Here is a 17,286-nt window from a genome sequence, read left to right as displayed (position 1 = left end):
GGTCTACATCCTGTCCCTCGAACTCGGTGTGCGGCGTGGTGGTGCCGGGCTTGATGACAACCTGACCGCGCTCCACGTCCTCGCGCTTGATACCACGCAGCAGCAGACCGACGTTGTCACCGGCCTGGCCCTGGTCGAGCAGCTTGCGGAACATCTCCACACCGGTGACCGTGGTCTTCATGCTCGTCGGCTTGATGCCGACGATCTCGACTTCCTCGTTCACGTTGACCACGCCGCGCTCCACACGACCGGTGACCACGGTGCCGCGGCCGGTGATGGTGAAGACGTCCTCGACGGGCATCAGGAACGGCTTGTCGGTGTCGCGTACCGGGTCCGGGATCGAGTCGTCGACGGCGTCCATCAGCTGCTCGACGGACTCGACCCACTTTGCGTCACCCTCGAGCGCCTTCAGCGCCGAGACCCGCACCACGGGGGCTTCCTCGTCGAACTCCTGGGCGGCCAGCAACTCGCGGACCTCCAGCTCGACGAGCTCGAGCAGCTCTTCGTCGTCGACCGCGTCCGACTTGTTCAGTGCGACCAGGATGTAGGGCACACCGACCTGACGGGCCAGCAGCACGTGCTCACGCGTCTGCGGCATCGGGCCGTCAGTCGCCGCGACCACCAGGATTGCGCCGTCCATCTGGGCGGCACCGGTGATCATGTTCTTGATGTAGTCGGCGTGACCGGGGGCGTCGACGTGCGCATAGTGACGCTTCTCGGTCTGGTACTCGACGTGCGCGATGTTGATCGTGATACCGCGCTGACGCTCCTCAGGTGCGTTGTCGATCTGGTCGAACGCCTTGGACTCGTTCAGCTCCGGGTACTTGTCGTGCAGGACCTTGGTGATAGCCGCGGTCAGGGTGGTCTTGCCGTGGTCAACGTGACCGATGGTCCCGATGTTGACGTGGGGCTTGGTCCTTTGGAACTTCGCCTTCGCCACTTCTGTGTCCTCCTGGACTGTTGGTGCTTAAAAAAGCAGTGTTGATTTTCTTTTAATTTTTGCCGCGGTGCTAACCGCGTCAGCTTACTCGTCCGCTCCGGGCTACTCGCCGGGCCTACTCGCCCGTCGCCTTCGCAATGATTTCCTTCGACACGTTCACCGGAACTTCGGCATACGAGTCGAACACCATGGAGTAGTTCGCCCGGCCCTGGGTCTTCGACCGTAGGTCGCCGACGTAGCCGAACATCTCCGACAGTGGCACGTGCGCCCTCACGACGCGCGCACCGGCCCGCTCTTCCATGGCCTGAATCTGGCCACGACGGGAGTTCAGGTCGCCGATCACATCGCCCATATACGCCTCGGGCGTGGTGACCTCGACGGCCATGATCGGTTCCAGGATCACCGGCTGCGCTTGCTGCGCAGCCTTTTTCAGCGCCTGGGAACCGGCGATCTTGAATGCCATTTCCGACGAGTCGACGTCGTGGTACGCACCGTCGAGCAGGGTGACCTTCAAGTTCACCAACGGGTACCCGGCCAGCACGCCGTACTGCATGGCGTCTTGGGCGCCGGCGTCGACCGACGGGATGTACTCACGCGGGATGCGGCCACCGGTGACCTTGTTCTCGAACTCGTAGGTCGCGCCGTCTTCACCGTGGAACGGCTCGAGGGCGATGAGCACCTTGGCGAACTGGCCGGAACCGCCGGTCTGCTTCTTGTGCGTGTACTCGACCTTGTCGACCGTGCGACGGATCGTCTCCTTGTAGGCGACCTGCGGCTTGCCGACATTGGCCTCGACCTTGAACTCGCGGCGCATGCGGTCCACCAGGATGTCCAGGTGCAACTCGCCCATCCCACCGATCACGGTCTGACCAGTCTCAGCGTCCTGGTGCACCTTGAAGGTTGGGTCCTCTTCGGCGAGCTTCTGGATCGACAGGCTCAGCTTCTCCTGGTCGCTCTTGGTCTTGGGCTCGATGGCCACCTCGATCACCGGGTCCGGGAAGGTCATCGACTCGAGTACGACCTGGTTGTTCGGGTCGCACAAGGTGTCGCCGGTGGTGGTGTCCTTGAGTCCGATCACCGCGTAGATGTGACCGGCCGAAGCGGTGTCCACCGGGTTCTCCTTGTTGGAGTGCATCTGGAAGAGCTTGCCCAGACGCTCCTTCTTGCCCTTGGTGGCGTTGATGACCTGGGAGCCGGAGTCGACCTTGCCCGAGTACACCCGCACGTAGGTCAGCTTGCCGAAGAAGGGGTGCGCGGCGACCTTGAACGCCAGCGCCGAGAACGGCTCGTCGGTCGACGGACGGCGGGTGACCTCTTCTTCTTCGTTGCCAGGTACGTGGCCGTTGGCCGGCGGCACATCCAGCGGCGACGGCAAGTAGTCGACGACGGCGTCCAGCATGGGCTGCACACCCTTGTTCTTGAACGCGCTGCCGCACAGCACCGGGTACGCCTCAGAGGTGATCGTCAGCTTGCGCAGCGCGCCCTTGATCTCCTCGACTGTGAGCTCCTCGCCGCCGAAGTACTTCTCCAGCAGCGCCTCGTCGGTCTCCGCGACCGCCTCGAGCAGCTTGGTGCGGTACTCGTCGGCTTTCTCGGCGAGGTCACTGGGGATTTCCACGGTGTCGTAGGTTTCGCCCAGCTTGGTCTCGCCACGCCACACCTTGGCGTTCATCTCGACCAGGTCGACGATGCCTTCGAACTCGCTCTCCGAGCCGATCGGCAGCTGGATCGGGATGACGTTGGCGCCGAGGCGCTCCTCCATGGTGCGGACCGAGAAGTAGAAGTCCGCGCCGATCTTGTCCATCTTGTTGACGAAGCAGATGCGCGGCACGTCGTACTTGTCGGCCTGCCGCCAGACCTGCTCGGACTGCGGTTCGACGCCCTCCTTGCCGTCGAACACAGCAACGGCGCCGTCGAGCACGCGAAGCGACCGCTCGACTTCCACGGTGAAGTCGACGTGCCCGGGGGTGTCGATCAGATTGATCTGGTGGTCTTTCCAGAACGTCGTGGTGGCGGCGGAGGTGATGGTGATACCACGCTCCTGCTCCTGCTCCATCCAGTCCATGGTGGCGGCACCGTCGTGCACCTCACCGATCTTGTAGCTGATGCCGGTGTAGTAGAGGATGCGCTCGGTGGTCGTCGTTTTGCCGGCATCGATGTGCGCCATGATGCCGATATTGCGGACCTTGCTCAGGTCGGTCAGAACGTCCTTCTGTGCCACAGAAGTCTTCCCACTCTTTCGTTGCTTGTCAGTTCGCTATCTTGCGCCAGCGTGCCCCGCTGGTGCCCGTCACCAGCGATAGTGCGCGAACGCCCGGTTCGCCTCGGCCATCTTGTGGGTGTCCTCACGCCGCTTCACTGCGGCCCCAAGGCCATTGCTGGCGTCCAGGATCTCGTTGGCCAGCCGCTCGATCATGGTCTTCTCCCGGCGCTGCCGCGAGAAGCTGACGAGCCAGCGCAGTGCCAGCGTGGTGCTCCGGTCCGGGCGCACCTCGACGGGCACCTGGTAGGTGGCACCACCGACGCGGCGACTACGCACCTCCAAGGCCGGCTTGACGTTGTCCAGGGCCCGCTTGAGGGTGATGACCGGATCGGTGCCGGTCTTGTCACGCGCCTGCTCGAGCGCCGCGTACACAATGCGCTCGGCAAGGGACTTCTTCCCCTGCATCAACACCTTGTTCACCAGCTGGGTGACCAACTGCGACCCGTAAACCGGGTCGTTGACCAGTGGACGCTTGGGTGCGGGGCCCTTGCGCGGCATTAGCTCTTCTCCTTCTTGGCGCCGTAACGGCTGCGAGCCTGCTTGCGGTTCTTCACACCCTGGGTGTCGAGCGACCCGCGAATGATCTTGTAGCGCACACCGGGGAGGTCCTTCACTCGACCGCCACGCACCAGCACCATCGAGTGCTCCTGCAAGTTGTGGCCTTCACCGGGGATGTATGCCGTGACCTCGACCTGACTCGTCAGCTTCACGCGTGCGACCTTCCGAAGCGCCGAGTTCGGCTTCTTCGGAGTAGTGGTGTACACGCGGGTGCACACGCCACGGCGCTGCGGGCTGCCCTTGAGGGCCGCGGTCTTGACCTTCGCGACCTTGTCCCGGCGACCCTTGCGGACCAGCTGCTGAATGGTTGGCATCTACCGGCTTTCTGTGTTGTGCGTTCGAAATGCGTCTTCTAAAGTTCCTGTACTGCAGTTATGCCCCTCCTCGGGATCACTGCAGTATCCCGAGGTCGGGCGTGTCGCATGCGGTTGCCCGGAACCTAATCCGTTGCATCGTGGACACGCGAATTGGCCCGGCTATTTACGCCCCGAAGTTCAGGCGCCGTTGCCGCCAGGCACGAGGTACCACAATACCCGCCGCGGGTCTGGCAGGTCAAAGCGATGCATTCCGGTCCTTGTACGCATACGAGTACGCATAAGAGAGTGCACCGGAGCGGGCATCCGACTGTGCATCCGAATCAGGACCTGTCCGAGGTCGGTGCGGTGCGCCGGTCCATCCCGGCGGCCAATCGCAGCACCATGTCGGTGAACACCGCGTCGGTGTCGATCTCGTCCATCACGCCGGTCATTTCCAGCAGCACGAACCCGTGTAGCGCCGACCAGAATTCCAGGGCCGCATAGAACGCTTCGTCGCCGTCGAGTCCGTAGGACGACAACACCGCGATCACCGGCCCGGCAGCACCTCGGGTGGCCGCGGTGTATTCCGGGTCGTCACCGCCCAGCGGCATCCGGGTGAACGCCGAGTACCGACCGGGGTGGTGATGGGCATAGCTGCGGTAGGCGCCGGCCATGACCAACACTGCGTCGTCGCGGGCACGACCCTCCCCCACCCGGTTCAGCATCGTGATGATGTCGTCGATCACCCGGATACGTACCGCCCGGCGCAGATCCTCCAGGCTGTCGACGTGGTTGTACAGCGACGGCCCCTTGGTCCCGAGTTGGGTCGCCAGAGCGTTGATGGTCAGCGAATCCCAACCCTCCCGATCCAGGAATGTCAGAGCGCCTTCGACGATGCCGTCGCGGCTCAGCTTGGCTTGGCGCGCTCCGGTTCGCCCCCCACGCGGACGGCCGCCGACTGACGGCTGTTCCGGTTGAGCTGCCATGGCGCTTCGCCCTTCGGTTGAATTGCCGGCGTGGTCAACTAATGACTCTAGTTGACTGCCGCCGGCCGGTCCGATTCGGCGCGCGTGCCGCCTGGGCGAGTGCGCCGGGAGGCGTGGACGGAAAATCCGCAAGGGGCTGTCCACTGGCGGGCAAATACACGTAATCTCAATCGAGGTCTCCATCAGGTTTCGGAGCCGTCACCCACCCAACGAAGGGGGGCACTGCAGTGAAATGGACTACCGCTCTCGGAGCACTGGCAGTCTGTGCCGCCACCGTCGCTGCCACGCCCGCCGCCCCGGCACCGTCGGCGCAGGCCACGAACGGGGACACGCACATCACCGGGCAGGGTGTCGAGATGACGATCGACTGCAACGACGCCACCTTGATGGTCAACGGAACCAACAACAACATCACCGCCAAGGGCACCTGCTGGGCAGTGACCATGATGGGCAGTTCCAACACGGTCGTCGCCGACACCGTCATCAACGACATCACCGTGTACGGCTACGACGGCACGGTGTACTTTCACAACGGCGACCCGGTCATCTGGGACCGCGGCCGAGAGTTGGGTATGACCAACCGGATTCAACGAGTAGGACCCTGAGTTCGGTCAATTGGCAACCGCCGCAGGCTATTACCGGGAGGAACAACACCGTGCGTGTCAACATTCCTGCACTACGTATGGCTGCGGCGGCCGTCGCCGTGGCAGCGCTCGGGCTGACGGGTTGTAGTTCGACGGCCGGCCCGCCCGCGGGCTCGACGTCCAGTTCCTCCAGCACCAAGTCGTCGACGTCGGCGACCAGCGGCACCGCGGAGCCGTCGACGTCGGGCAGCGCGACCACCACCGCGTCGGTGGAGATCGGCAACACGTTGACCTACGGCTCGATGGGGACGACGGCCACGCTGGATTGCGCGGACGGCAAGTCGCTGAACGTGGCCGGTTCGGACAACACCCTGACGGTGACGGGCAGTTGCGAGTCGGTGCGCGTCCTGGGCAAGGGCAACAAGATCACCGTCGACAAGGTCACCAGCAAGATCACCGTGCTCGGTATGGACAACACCCTGACCTATAAAGACGGAGAGCCGAAAGTAGACAACATCGGCGGCTCGAGCAACGAGATCAAGAAGGGCTGACGCCCCTATTTCCCGTTAGTGGCCGGTGCGCCGTGCCGGCCGGCGCCGGAAGCGAACCGGCCGGCGCCCTCGAGCGCCTCACCGGCCACCCGGGAGATGCTGGCGAATTCGAGGTCCATTGCCGCGGACTCGGGCAGTCCCCACTGGTGTAACGCCGACATCCGGTCCGAGCGCAGGCATTGTTGTGGCAGGGCCGCCAGTTGGGCCGCCAACTCCTGGGCCGCCTGCCGAGCTTGGCCTTTGGGCACCACGCGGTTGGCCAGCCCCATGGCCAAGGCCTCGTCGGCCTTGACCGCGCGGCCGGTCAGGATCATGTCCATCGCGCGGCTGTGCCCGATCAGCCGGGGCAACCGGACGGTGCCGCCGTCGATCAGCGGAACCCCCCACCGGCGGCAGAACACGCCGAACACGGCGTCCTCCTCGGCCACCCGCATGTCGCACCACAACGCCAGCTCCAGACCGCCGGCCACGGCGTAACCGCTGACCGCAGCGATCACCGGCTTGGACAACAGCATGCGCGACGGTCCCATCGGACCCGGGCCGGTGCGATGCACGGCGTTGGCCTGTGGGGTGCCGAACGCCTTCAAATCGGCTCCGGCGCAGAAGTTTCCGCCCTCCCCGCACAACACGGCGACCGAAGCCGTGTCGTCGCGATCGAACTGCTCGAAGGTGGCATACAGGGCGGCGGCCGTGGGGCCGTTGACGGCGTTGCGCGCCTCCGGCCGGGTGATGGTCACCGTCGTCACCGGTCCGTCGCGTTCGACGCGCACCAGATCACTCATGTCGCCTCCTGTAGTTGTTCTTCAGTCACATCGCGTCGCCGAGCCAGTTCGGTAGCGAAGTCGTGGTAGGCCGCGCGCAGCCGGGCGCCCGGCCAATCCGCGGGCAACAGCTCGTCGGGCAGTATCGGGTCGGTCAGCAGGTGGCGCACTATCGCGGCGGCCACCGTGAAACGCTCGGGAACGCTTGCAGATTCGGCGAATTCCGCCAGTAACTGGTGCCCGACCTGCACCCACTCGATGAGGTCCCACAGTTGCCCGGCCAGCGCGGCCGGGGCGTCATCCCGGGCGCTGAGCACCCGTACCCGGATCGCTACATCAGGGTCCAGGTCCAGGTCGAGGTTGTCCGGGCGCATCCAGACCCCTTCACGTAACTCACCGAAACGCTTGTCGTGCATATGGTTTCGTAGCGCAGCGCGAGCGCGGGGGTCGGTACCGACGCTGGTGACGACCACGAGGTGCCACGAGCCGTGCCAGGCCCGGGTGGGCGGGCGCATGGCCGCGTCCTGCCGGCGCTGGCGGGCCAACAGCCGATCCGAGAGCCGGTAGCCGTCGGCGGACCGGACCAGGTCGCCGGCACCGACCATGCGGGTCAACGCCACCCGCAGCGTCGTCTCCTTGATACCGAAATCCGCGGTCAGTCTGATCAGTTCGGCAGCGCTCGCCCACGCTGGATGAGCACCCAGCAGGACGCTGAGCACCACCGACCGTGCGGTCATGCGGGCCAGCGATCTGGGCATCGACTACACCTGGGACGCTTTGCGGCCGTAGTCGCCGAACGGTTCGTCACGATGTCTGACCGCGTCGCGGAAGCCGTGCTCGACCGCGTCGGCGACGAAGGCGTGTCCCTCGGGAGTGTGCCGGGCAACGCCGTCGAATACGGTGCTCACCATCCGGCTGGTGGCGACACCTTGTTGCAGCAGAGCGGAATTGAGCGCCAGCTTGATCATGATCAGTTGGTTGACCGGCAATGCCGCAATACGCTCGACCAGCCGTTCGGTGCGCTCGTCGAGGTCTTTCGGGTCGGGAGCCTCGACCGCCAACCCCCACTCGGCGGCTTGCGCTCCGGTGATGCAATCGCCGGTGAACAGGAGGCGTTTGGCGCGCTGGTCACCGAGGCGGTGCGCCCACAGGCCTGCGGCCGGGACGCCCCACACCCGAGTCGGGGGGTAGCCAATCTTGGCGTCGGCGGCGGCGATCACCTGATCGGCGTGCAGAGCGATATCGGTGCCACCGGCCACGCAGTAGCCGTGGATCTTGACCACCGTGGGTTTGTCGGCATGCATCAGGCTGGCGAAGCCGCGCACGAAACGACTCATCATCTGGTAGTCGATCATCGGGTCCCACGGCTGGTTCGGGAGATGATTGACACCCTGGGTCCTGCCGTCCAGGACCGTGCCCTCATACGCACCCGTTCCGCCCGCCGAGCCGGTCCGGTCGGCGTAAGCCGACAGGTCGAATCCCGCGCAAAACCCCTCACCCCGGCCCGACACCAGGATGACGTGCACATTGGGATCGAGGTCAGCCCGCTCCACCAGAGCCGACAGCTCCAGCGGGGTGTCGGCGACGATCGCGTTGCCCTTCTCGGGTCGGTTAAAAGTAATTCGCGCAACCCGGTCGGTGACCTCGTAGGTCATCGTCTTCAGGTTGTCGAAGTCGACCGGCCTGATCGAGTGGGTCATCCCTTTACTAGAGCACGCTCGATGATCGGCGCCAGATCCAGACCCGTGGGCATGGTGCCGAAAGCTCCACCCCACTGGCCGCCGAGCCTGGTGGCCAGGAACGCTTCGGCAACCGCCGGGTGGCCGTGCCGCACCAGCAGCGACCCCTGCAGCGCCAGGCAGATGTCCTCGGCGACCTTGCGGGCCCGGTACTGGATGGTCTCCAGGTCGGCCAGCTGCTGGCGCAACCGCTCGACGTGCGCATCCTGCCGGGCATCCTGGCCCGCGCTCTGCGCCAACTCGTCGAACAGCACCTCAACGGATTCGGGCCGAGTTGCCATGGCCCGCAACGTGTCCAGCGCACTCACGTTGCCCGAACCTTCCCAGATCCCCATCAGCGGGGCCTCGCGGTACAGCCGCGGCATGCCCGAGTCTTCGACATAGCCGTTGCCGCCCAGGCATTCCAGGGCTTCAGCGGCGTGCGGGGTGGCGCGCTTGCATACCCAGTACTTGCTGGCCGCCAACCCGATCCGGCGCAGCAGCGCTTCTTTCTGGTCACCGCGGACCGCGCGGTCGGTGGCCCCGGCCATTCGCATCGCCACGATGGTGGCGGCCTCCGCCTCGACCGCCAGGTCGGCCAGCACGTTGCGCATCAACGGTTGGTCGATCAGGTACGCGCCGAATGCCTTGCGGTGCTGCGCATGGTAGATGGCGCGGGTGAGGCCGGTGCGCATGCTGGTGGCGCTGCCCAGCGTGCAGTCCAGCCTCGTCAGGTTGACCATCTCGATGATGGTCGGGACGCCGCGGCCCTCCTCGCCGACCAGCCAGGCGGTGGCACCGTCGTATTCCACCTCGCTAGAGGCGTTGGCGTGGTTGCCGAGCTTGTCCTTGAGCCGTTGCAGGAACATTCGGTTCCGGGTGCCGTCGGGCAGGATCCGCGGCAGCATGAAGCACGACAGACCCCCCGGCGCCTGAGCCAGCACCAGGAAGATGTCGCACATGGGTGCTGAGGTGAACCACTTGTGGCCCCGCAAGCTGTAAGTACCGTCACCGTTGGGGTTCGAGATGGGATGCGCTTCGGTGGTGCTGGCGCGAACGTCGGACCCGCCCTGCTTCTCGGTCATCGACATGCCCGCGGTGATGCCGGCTTTTGTGGCGGCCAGCTTCAGCTCCGGGTCGTACTCCCGGCTGGTCAGCAGCGGCTCGTATACCGCCGCGAGTTCCGGGTTGAAGCGCAGGGCGGGTACGACGGCGTACGTCATGGAGATCGGGCAGATGTGGCCCGGTTCGACCGTCCATACCGACGATTTGGCGGCGCGCACCACGTGCGATCCGGGGCGGTCGTCGGCCCACGGGGCGGCGTGCAGGCCGTGCGCGATGGCGGTGCGCATCAGCTCGTGGTACGCCGGGTCGTATTCGACCTCGTCGATGCGATTCCCCACACCGTCATGGGTGTGCAGGACCGGCCGATTGCGGTCGGCCAGTTCACCCCAACGCTGGGCCTGGGCACCGCCCGAGAGGGCACCGAGTTCGTGCACTTCGTCCAGGCCCCATTGGCCGCCCTCACGGATCAATGCCTCGATGAGGACCGCCGAGGTGGCGGGGTTGTGGTTTTCGAGTGGCGGGACCTGGTTGGTGACGACGTGCGTATCTGCCATGCCACCAATGTTACATTTCCCCAACAGCCGCACAAGACCTGTAATGTGCGCGTCTGGCGGGCCGATGTCGCCGATCGTGACGTTAGCTACCCGCTCGGCGCCGAACGTGGCACAAGCTGCACGTTCGGCTGGTGGGACGGCGATCAGCCGGTGCGCTCCCGCAGAAAAGCGATGTCGTCCTTGCGGCCCTCGTCGGCGGTTTCGCAAATCACCGGCGCGTCGGCGGCCTTGACCACGGCAACCAGCAACTCGGGGTCGATCTTTCCGGTGCCGAAGTTGGCATGCCGGTCGGCGCCGGAACCGGCCGCGTCCCGCGAGTCGTTGCAATGCACAAGGTCGATGCGGCCGGTCAGCGCTCGGATCCGCTCGACGGCGTCGATCAAGGCCTCACCGGCCGCCCAGGCGTGGCAGGTGTCCAGACAGAAGCCGATCCCGGTGTCGCCGATGTGGTCCCATAGCCGGCCGATGGTGTCGAAATAGCGGGCCATCGCATGGTCACCACCGGCGGTGTTCTCCAGATAGACCGCGACGTCGGTTTCCAAGTACTTCAGCGCTTTGACCCAGCGCTCGAAACCCGCCTCCATGTCGTTGTCGTCGGCGTGGCCGCCGTGCACGATCACCGCCGTCGCGTTGATCTCCGCGGCGGCGTCGCAGGTGTCCTGCAGGATTTTGCGCGACGGGATCCGGATCCGGTTGTTGGCTGATGCCACATTGATCAGGTACGGCGCGTGCACGTACAGCGGCACGCTGGACGCTTTCAACGTCTCTGCGTCTTCGCGAGGCTTCGGCTTCTTCCAGCTCTGCGGATTACCGAGGAAAAACTGCACCACGTCAGCGCCGTCCGCGGCGGCTGCGGCCAGAGGGTCATCTTGACGAACATGCGAACCGATAAGCACCAAGCCAGTTTAGTGATGCGCATAGGGTGTGAGTCCGTAGCCGACTGGATGGAGGACGGGCAATGGCGTCTGTGGGCCTTTCGGTGGGAAGGGGCATCGCAGACATCACCGGAGAGCCCACCGAGTGCGGCATGCTGGGCTACGGCAAAACCGAGCAGCGCACCGCGGGTATTCACCTTCGCCTGCGGTCGCGTGCCTTTGTCTTCGACGACGGGAATTCGCGGTTACTGCTCGTGGTCGCCGAACTGCCGCTGCCCATGCAGAACGTGACCGATGAAGTGCTGCGGCGGTTGGCCAAGTCGTACGGCAAAACCTATTGCGCCCAGAACACCATCATCACAACCACCCACACCCACTCTGGTCCCGGCGGCTACTGCGGGCATCTGCTGTACAACCTGTCGACGAGCGGCTTCCGGCCCGCGACGTTCGCAGCGATCGTCGACGGGATCGTCGAGTCGGTCCGGCACGCCCACGACGATGTGGCGCCGGCCGAGGTGACGCTGTCGCACGGCGAGTTGCGGGACGCCAGCATCAACCGGTCGCCGTCGTCGTTCGACCGGAATCCCGCGCGGGACAGGGAATTCTTCCCGGACCGCATCGACCCGCTCACCACGTTGGTGCGCATCGATCGCAACAGTTGCACTGTGGGTGCCGTGCATTTCTTCCCCACCCACGGCACCAGCATGACCAACCGCAACCTGCTCATCTCCAGCGACAACAAAGGCTTCGCGGCCTACCACTGGGAGCGCACCGTCGGCGCCGCCGACTATCTCGACGGACAGCCCGATTTCATTGCCGCGTTCGCTCAGACCAATCCGGGCGACATGAGCCCGCACGTCGAAGGACCCGTCGCGTATGGGCCGTCGACGGTAAGCGACGAACGGGCGAACACCCAGCGCATCGGGATGTCGCAATTCCAGGACGCGTTCTCGCAGTTGGACAACGGCACACCGATCGGCACCGGCGTCGACTCGCGATTCACCTACGTCGACCTCGGAGCGGTGCGGGTGCGCGGCGAATACACCCCCGACGGGCGGGAGCACCGCACGGGTCACGCGCTGATCGCCGCCGCGACCATGGCCGGCACCGACGAAGGCGAGGGCTTCCATGGTTTTCGTCAGGGCCGAAACCCATTCTGGGACAGGGTTTCCAGCGCTATCTATCGGTTCGCGACGCAGTTGCGTGCAGCGCACGCCCCAAAAGGCATGGTGGTCCCCGCGCATCTGATCAACCGGCTGCAACCGTTCGTGCAGGAGATCGTGCCGGTACATCTGGTGCGGATCGGCCGCCTGTATCTGATCGGCATTCCCGGCGAGCCGACCATCGTCTCGGGACTTCGGTTGCGTCGCACGGTGGCATCGATCGTCGGTGCTGACCTCAATGACGTGCTGTGCGTGGGGTATTGCAACGCCTACATGCACTACGTGACGACGCCGGAGGAGTATCTGGAACAGCGCTACGAGGGTGGCAGTACGTTGTTCGGCCGATGGGAACTGCCGGCCCTGATGCAGACGGTGGCAGGGTTGGCCGAAGCCATGCGCGACGGCCGGCCGGTGGATCCGGGATCCGGCCCCCGGCGGCACAAGCCACGCAGTTGGTTGCGCGATGTCCCGGCCGACACCGGCTCCTTCGGCTCGATCCTTGCCGAGCCGACCGGTACCTGTCGCCGCGGCACGACGGTGGAGGCCGTTTTCGTCAGCGCCCACCCCAACAACGACCTGCACCGCGGCCGGACCTACGCCGAGGTGGTCCGTCAGGTGGGCGCCGAATGGGTGCGGGTCGCCGACGACGGCGACTGGTGCACCACATTCCGCTGGCAGCGCGACGGGCGCAGCGGCTCCCGTGTCAGCATCACTTGGGACATCCCCGGGGATGCAGCGCCGGGGCAGTACCGCATCGTCCATCACGCCATGGCTCGCGACACCAAGGGCCGACTGGAGCCTTTCCTGGCAACGACGCGCGAGTTCACCGTCGCCTGAGGCGTTCGTTGCCGAAGCCGATCGCCACCAGCGAAGCCGATCGCCACCAGCAAGGCCGGTGGACAGACGCGAAGCCCCCGACACGCTCTGAAGTGGTGACTTCAGGGAGCGTGCGGGGGCTTTCGCTGGAGCTACCTACCGGTAGTCCGAATATCCGTAGTCGTCCAACGGAACCGCAGCACCAGTGGCCTGACCGAAGTCCGGGCTGTAGTACTGATCCTCGTACGACGGGATCGTGTATGCAGCTGCACGCGCTTCTTCCGTAGGCTGCACCTGGATGTTGCGGTAGCGGTTGATACCGGTACCGGCCGGGATCAGCTTTCCGATGATCACGTTCTCCTTCAGACCCTGCAGCTTGTCGCTGCGGCAATTGATCGCCGCATCGGTAAGCACCCGCGTGGTCTCCTGGAACGACGCCGCACTCAGCCACGAGTCGGTAGCCAGCGACGCCTTCGTGATACCCATCAGCACCGGACGTCCGGCCGCGGGCTCGCCGCCTTCGGCGACCACCCGGCGGTTGGACGCCTCGAACTCCGCACGGTCGATCAGCGAACCGGGCAGGAACTCCGTCGAACCCGAGTCGATGATGGTGACCCGGCGCAGCATCTGGCGCACGATCACCTCGATGTGCTTGTCGTGGATCGACACACCCTGGGCGCGGTAGACCTCCTGGACCTCGCGGACCAGGTGGATCTGCACCTCACGCGGGCCCTGCACACGCAGCACCTCGTGCGGGTCGGCCGAGCCTTCCATCAGCTGCTGGCCCACCTCGACGTGGTCGCCGTCGGACAGCACTCGCTCGGAGCCGTCCTCGTGCTTGAACACCCGCAGACGCTGACGCTTGGACAGCTTGTCGTAGACCACTTCTTCGCCACCGTCGTCGGGAACGATGGTGATCTTGTAGAAGCGCTCGCCGTCCTCGAGTCGCACCCGCCCGGTCACATCGGCGATCGGCGCCTTGCCACGCGGCACTCGGGCCTCGAACAGCTCCTGGACACGCGGCAGACCGCCGGTGATGTCCTCACCCACACCACCCTGGTGGAAGGTACGCATGGTCAGCTGCGTGCCCGGCTCACCGATGGACTGGGCGGCCACGATGCCGACCGCCTCGCCGATGTCGACCAGCTTGCCGGTGGCCATGGACCGCCCGTAGCAGGTCGCGCACACGCCGGTGCCGGTCGTGCAGGTGAGCACCGAACGCACCTTGATCGACGTGATGCCTGCGGCGAGCAGGGCCTCGATCGACGGGTCGCCCAGGTCCTCTCCGCGTGCGACGACGACGTTGCCGGCCTCGTCGACCGCGTCGGCGCCCAAAGTCCGCGCGTACGCCGAGGTTTCGATGTACGGGTCGCGGATGAGCGTTGCTTGCCCATCAACCGAGGCCTGACGCTCGGCCAGTTCGACGACGATGCCGCGCTCGGTCTGGCAGTCGTGCTCGCGCACGATGACGTCCTGGCTGACGTCCACCAGACGACGGGTCAGATAGCCGGAGTCGGCGGTACGCAATGCCGTGTCCGCCAGCCCCTTTCGCGCGCCGTGGGTGTTGATGAAGTACTCCAGCACGGTCAGGCCTTCGCGGAACGAGGACTTGACCGGACGCGGGATGAACTCACCCTTGGGGTTGGTCACCAGACCCTTCATGCCGGCCAGCGTCCGGGTCTGGGTGAAGTTACCCGTGGCACCCGAGTCGACGATCGTGATGATCGGGTTGTCGTTGGGGTAGTGCTCCCGCAACGCCTGACCCACTTCGTCGGTGGCTTCCTTCCAGATCTCCACCAGTGCCTCGTTGCGCTCGTCATGGTTCAAAGCGCCACGCTGGAACTGCTTTTCGACCTTTTCCGCGCGCTCCTCGTAGTGGTCGAGGATCTCCTTCTTGCGCGGCGGAACCAGCACGTCGGCCATCGAGACGGTCACACCACTGCGGGTCGCCCAGTAGAAACCGGCGTCCTTCAGCTTGTCGACGGTCTGGGCCACCACGATCATCGGGTAGCGCTCGGCCAGGTCGTTGATGATCGCAGCCTGCACCTTCTTGTGCATCTGCTTGTTCACGAACGCATAGCCCAGCGGCAGCAACTCGTTGAACAACACCCGGCCCAGCGTGGTTTCGGCCACCCAGGGATCGCCCGGCTGCCAGCCGTTGGCGCCGAACCGCTCGGCTTCGATCTCGGCCGGCGGACGCAGCTGCGTCAACCGCACCTTGATCTTGGCGCGCACCGAAAGCACCCCACGGTCGGCGGCCATGATGGCCTCCGCCGGCGAGGAGTACACGCCAACCTCCGGCTGGTCCGACGCGGCCGGCTGGTACTCGCCCTTGTCGCCCGCGACCTCGGTGGTCAGGAAGTACAACCCGGTCACCATGTCCAGTCGCGGCATGGCCAGCGGACGGCCCGAGGCCGGCGACAGGATGTTGTTGGACGACAGCATCAGGATGCGAGCCTCGGCCTGCGCCTCCGCGCTCAGCGGCAGGTGCACGGCCATCTGGTCGCCGTCGAAGTCGGCGTTGAACGCCTCACACACCAACGGGTGCAGCTGAATGGCCTTGCCCTCCACCAGCATCGGCTCGAAAGCCTGGATGCCCAGTCGGTGCAGCGTGGGAGCGCGGTTGAGCAGCACCGGGTGCTCGGAGATGACCTCTTCGAGGACGTCCCACACCTGCGGACGCTGCCGTTCCACCATTCGCTTGGCGCTCTTGATGTTCTGCGCGTGGTTCAAGTCGACCAGTCGCTTCATCACGAACGGCTTGAACAGCTCGAGCGCCATCAGCTTGGGCAGACCACACTGGTGCAGCTTGAGCTGCGGCCCGACCACGATGACCGAACGGCCCGAGTAGTCGACGCGTTTGCCGAGCAGGTTCTGCCGGAACCGGCCCTGCTTACCCTTGAGCAGATCGCTCAACGACTTCAGCGGGCGGTTACCCGGCCCGGTGACCGGACGTCCGCGACGGCCGTTGTCGAACAGGGCGTCCACCGACTCCTGCAACATCCGCTTCTCGTTGTTGACGATGATCTCGGGCGCGCCGAGGTCGATCAGCCTCTTGAGTCGGTTGTTGCGGTTGATCACGCGGCGGTACAGGTCGTTGAGGTCCGACGTGGCGAACCGGCCACCGTCGAGCTGAACCATCGGACGCAGCTCCGGCGGGATCACCGGCACCGCGTCGAGCACCATGCCCATCGGGGAGTTGCCGGACTGCTGGAATGCAGCCACCACCTTCAGGCGCTTCAAGGCACGAAGCTTCTTCTGCCCCTTGCCACTTCGGATGACCTCGCGCAGCGAGTCGGCTTCGGCGTCGATGTCGAAGTTCTCGATCAGCTTCTGGATCGACTCGGCGCCCATGGCACCGGTGAAGTACTCGCCGTAGCGGTCCTGCAGCTCGCGGTAGAGGTTCTCGTCCACGATCAGCTGCTTGGGGGCGAGCTTGGTGAAGGTGCTCCAGATGTCCTCGAGCCGGTCCAGCTCGCGCTGGGCACGGTCGCGCAGCTGACGCATCTCGCGCTCGCCGCCGTCGCGCACCTTGCGCTTGGCGTCGGCCTTGGCACCCTCGGCCTCCAGCTCGGCCAGGTCGGCCTCCAGCTTCTGGGCGCGCGCTTCCAGGTCGGCATCGCGCTGGTCCTCGACGGCCTTGCGCTCCACCACCATCTCGGCTTCGAGCGTGGACAGCTCGTTGTGCCGCATCTCGTCGTCGACCGCGGTGATCACGTAGGCCGCGAAGTAGATGATCTTTTCCAGATCCTTCGGCGCCAGGTCCAACAGGTAGCCCAAGCGCGACGGAACGCCCTTGAAGTACCAGATGTGCGTGACCGGGGCGGCCAGCTCGATGTGGCCCATCCGCTCACGGCGCACCTTGGCGCGGGTCACCTCGACGCCGCAGCGCTCACAGATGATGCCCTTGAAGCGCACGCGCTTGTACTTGCCGCAGTAGCACTCCCAGTCGCGAGTCGGTCCGAAGATCTTCTCGCAGAACAGGCCGTCCTTCTCCGGCTTGAGCGTGCGGTAGTTGATGGTCTCCGGCTTCTTGACCTCACCGTAGGACCACTGACGGATGTCCTCCGCGGTAGCCAGGCCGATGCGGAGTTCATCGAAGAAGTTGACGTCTAGCACGTAACTCCCTTTCCCCTTGCGGGTTTAGTAACTACTT

At 65.3% G+C, this 17,286-nt stretch carries 14 protein-coding genes; 3 read left to right on the top strand and 11 right to left on the bottom strand.

Translation table 11 applies throughout. The features are described 5' to 3' along the window. The 5 genes from tuf to A5636_RS15200 form a co-directional block, all read right to left on the bottom strand. Positions 1–940, bottom strand: a 940-nt coding sequence (gene tuf, locus A5636_RS15220; protein WP_065159463.1) for an elongation factor Tu, incomplete at its 3' end; no start/stop codon positions are given. 115 nt (positions 941–1,055) lie between these two features. After that, on the bottom strand, positions 1,056–3,161 hold the full coding sequence (gene fusA, locus A5636_RS15215) for an elongation factor G (RefSeq protein ID WP_065159462.1): 2,106 nt from the start codon (positions 3,159–3,161) through the stop codon (positions 1,056–1,058). A gap of 69 nt (positions 3,162–3,230) precedes the next feature. Next, the gene (gene rpsG, locus A5636_RS15210) at positions 3,231–3,701 is read right to left on the bottom strand and encodes a 30S ribosomal protein S7 (RefSeq protein WP_065159461.1); all 471 of its coding nucleotides are present in this window, start codon (positions 3,699–3,701) and stop codon (positions 3,231–3,233) included. Beyond that, entirely contained in the window at positions 3,701–4,075 is a 375-nt protein-coding gene (rpsL, locus tag A5636_RS15205) for a 30S ribosomal protein S12 (RefSeq protein ID WP_007767794.1), read from the bottom strand. The genes rpsG and rpsL overlap by 1 nt, the downstream gene beginning before the upstream one ends. Before the next feature lie 323 nt (positions 4,076–4,398). After that, positions 4,399–5,043, bottom strand: coding sequence for a TetR/AcrR family transcriptional regulator (locus tag A5636_RS15200; protein WP_065159460.1), 645 nt, complete (start codon positions 5,041–5,043; stop codon positions 4,399–4,401). Between the two features lie 227 nt (positions 5,044–5,270). Here A5636_RS15200 and A5636_RS15195 point away from each other — a divergent pair, with 227 nt between their 5' ends. Then, positions 5,271–5,648, top strand: a complete 378-nt coding sequence (locus A5636_RS15195; protein ID WP_065159459.1) for a DUF3060 domain-containing protein — start codon at positions 5,271–5,273, stop codon at positions 5,646–5,648. A 77-nt stretch (positions 5,649–5,725) separates the two neighbouring features. Then, a complete protein-coding gene (locus A5636_RS15190; protein WP_065159458.1) occupies positions 5,726–6,178 on the top strand; it encodes a DUF3060 domain-containing protein in 453 nt (150 codons plus the stop codon). Between the two features lie 5 nt (positions 6,179–6,183). On the opposite strand, the gene A5636_RS15185 is transcribed toward A5636_RS15190, so the two are convergent. The 5 genes from A5636_RS15185 to A5636_RS15165 form a co-directional block, all read right to left on the bottom strand. Continuing rightward, the gene (locus A5636_RS15185) at positions 6,184–6,960 is read right to left on the bottom strand and encodes a crotonase/enoyl-CoA hydratase family protein (protein WP_065159457.1); all 777 of its coding nucleotides are present in this window, start codon (positions 6,958–6,960) and stop codon (positions 6,184–6,186) included. Beyond that, positions 6,957–7,685, bottom strand: a complete 729-nt coding sequence (locus A5636_RS15180) for a PaaX family transcriptional regulator C-terminal domain-containing protein (protein WP_155763835.1) — start codon at positions 7,683–7,685, stop codon at positions 6,957–6,959. The genes A5636_RS15185 and A5636_RS15180 overlap by 4 nt, the downstream gene beginning before the upstream one ends. A 15-nt stretch (positions 7,686–7,700) precedes the next feature. After that, entirely contained in the window at positions 7,701–8,639 is a 939-nt protein-coding gene (locus A5636_RS15175) for a crotonase/enoyl-CoA hydratase family protein (RefSeq protein WP_065159455.1), read from the bottom strand. Further along, positions 8,636–10,276, bottom strand: coding sequence for an acyl-CoA dehydrogenase family protein (locus A5636_RS15170; RefSeq protein ID WP_065159454.1), 1,641 nt, complete (start codon positions 10,274–10,276; stop codon positions 8,636–8,638). Before A5636_RS15170 ends, A5636_RS15175 begins: the two co-directional genes overlap by 4 nt. A gap of 143 nt (positions 10,277–10,419) precedes the next feature. Further along, positions 10,420–11,172 (bottom strand): deoxyribonuclease IV, encoded by a 753-nt coding sequence (locus A5636_RS15165; RefSeq protein ID WP_065159453.1) that lies wholly within the window; start codon positions 11,170–11,172, stop codon positions 10,420–10,422. A 62-nt stretch (positions 11,173–11,234) separates the two neighbouring features. Between A5636_RS15165 and A5636_RS15160 the strand changes: the two genes are divergently transcribed. Beyond that, positions 11,235–13,151, top strand: a complete 1,917-nt coding sequence (locus A5636_RS15160) for a neutral ceramidase (protein WP_065159452.1) — start codon at positions 11,235–11,237, stop codon at positions 13,149–13,151. A 135-nt stretch (positions 13,152–13,286) separates the two neighbouring features. Here A5636_RS15160 and A5636_RS15155 read toward each other — a convergent pair whose 3' ends face one another. Beyond that, a complete protein-coding gene (locus A5636_RS15155; RefSeq protein ID WP_065159451.1) occupies positions 13,287–17,249 on the bottom strand; it encodes a DNA-directed RNA polymerase subunit beta' in 3,963 nt (1,320 codons plus the stop codon). Between the last annotated feature and the right edge of the window lie 37 nt (positions 17,250–17,286).

The sequence above is a fragment of the Mycobacterium asiaticum genome (genome assembly GCF_001673315.1).
GTDB lineage: Bacteria > Actinomycetota > Actinomycetes > Mycobacteriales > Mycobacteriaceae > Mycobacterium > Mycobacterium asiaticum_B.
The sequence above is the reverse complement of the archived record's forward strand: the minus strand, read 5'-3'. Positions and strand labels throughout refer to the sequence as shown.

Excerpts from the sequence above, each read along its gene's own strand:
- A5636_RS15170 (WP_065159454.1), bottom strand. The coding sequence starts at position 10,276 with ATGGCAGATACGCACGTCGTCACCAACCAGGTCCCGCCACTCGAAAAC.
- A5636_RS15200 (WP_065159460.1), bottom strand. The coding sequence starts at position 5,043 with ATGGCAGCTCAACCGGAACAGCCGTCAGTCGGCGGCCGTCCGCGTGGG.
- rpsL (WP_007767794.1), bottom strand. The coding sequence starts at position 4,075 with ATGCCAACCATTCAGCAGCTGGTCCGCAAGGGTCGCCGGGACAAGGTC.
- rpsG (WP_065159461.1), bottom strand. The coding sequence starts at position 3,701 with ATGCCGCGCAAGGGCCCCGCACCCAAGCGTCCACTGGTCAACGACCCG.
- A5636_RS15185 (WP_065159457.1), bottom strand. The coding sequence starts at position 6,960 with ATGAGTGATCTGGTGCGCGTCGAACGCGACGGACCGGTGACGACGGTG.
- A5636_RS15160 (WP_065159452.1), top strand. The coding sequence starts at position 11,235 with ATGGCGTCTGTGGGCCTTTCGGTGGGAAGGGGCATCGCAGACATCACC.
- A5636_RS15190 (WP_065159458.1), top strand. The coding sequence starts at position 5,726 with ATGGCTGCGGCGGCCGTCGCCGTGGCAGCGCTCGGGCTGACGGGTTGT.
- A5636_RS15175 (WP_065159455.1), bottom strand. The coding sequence starts at position 8,639 with ATGACCCACTCGATCAGGCCGGTCGACTTCGACAACCTGAAGACGATG.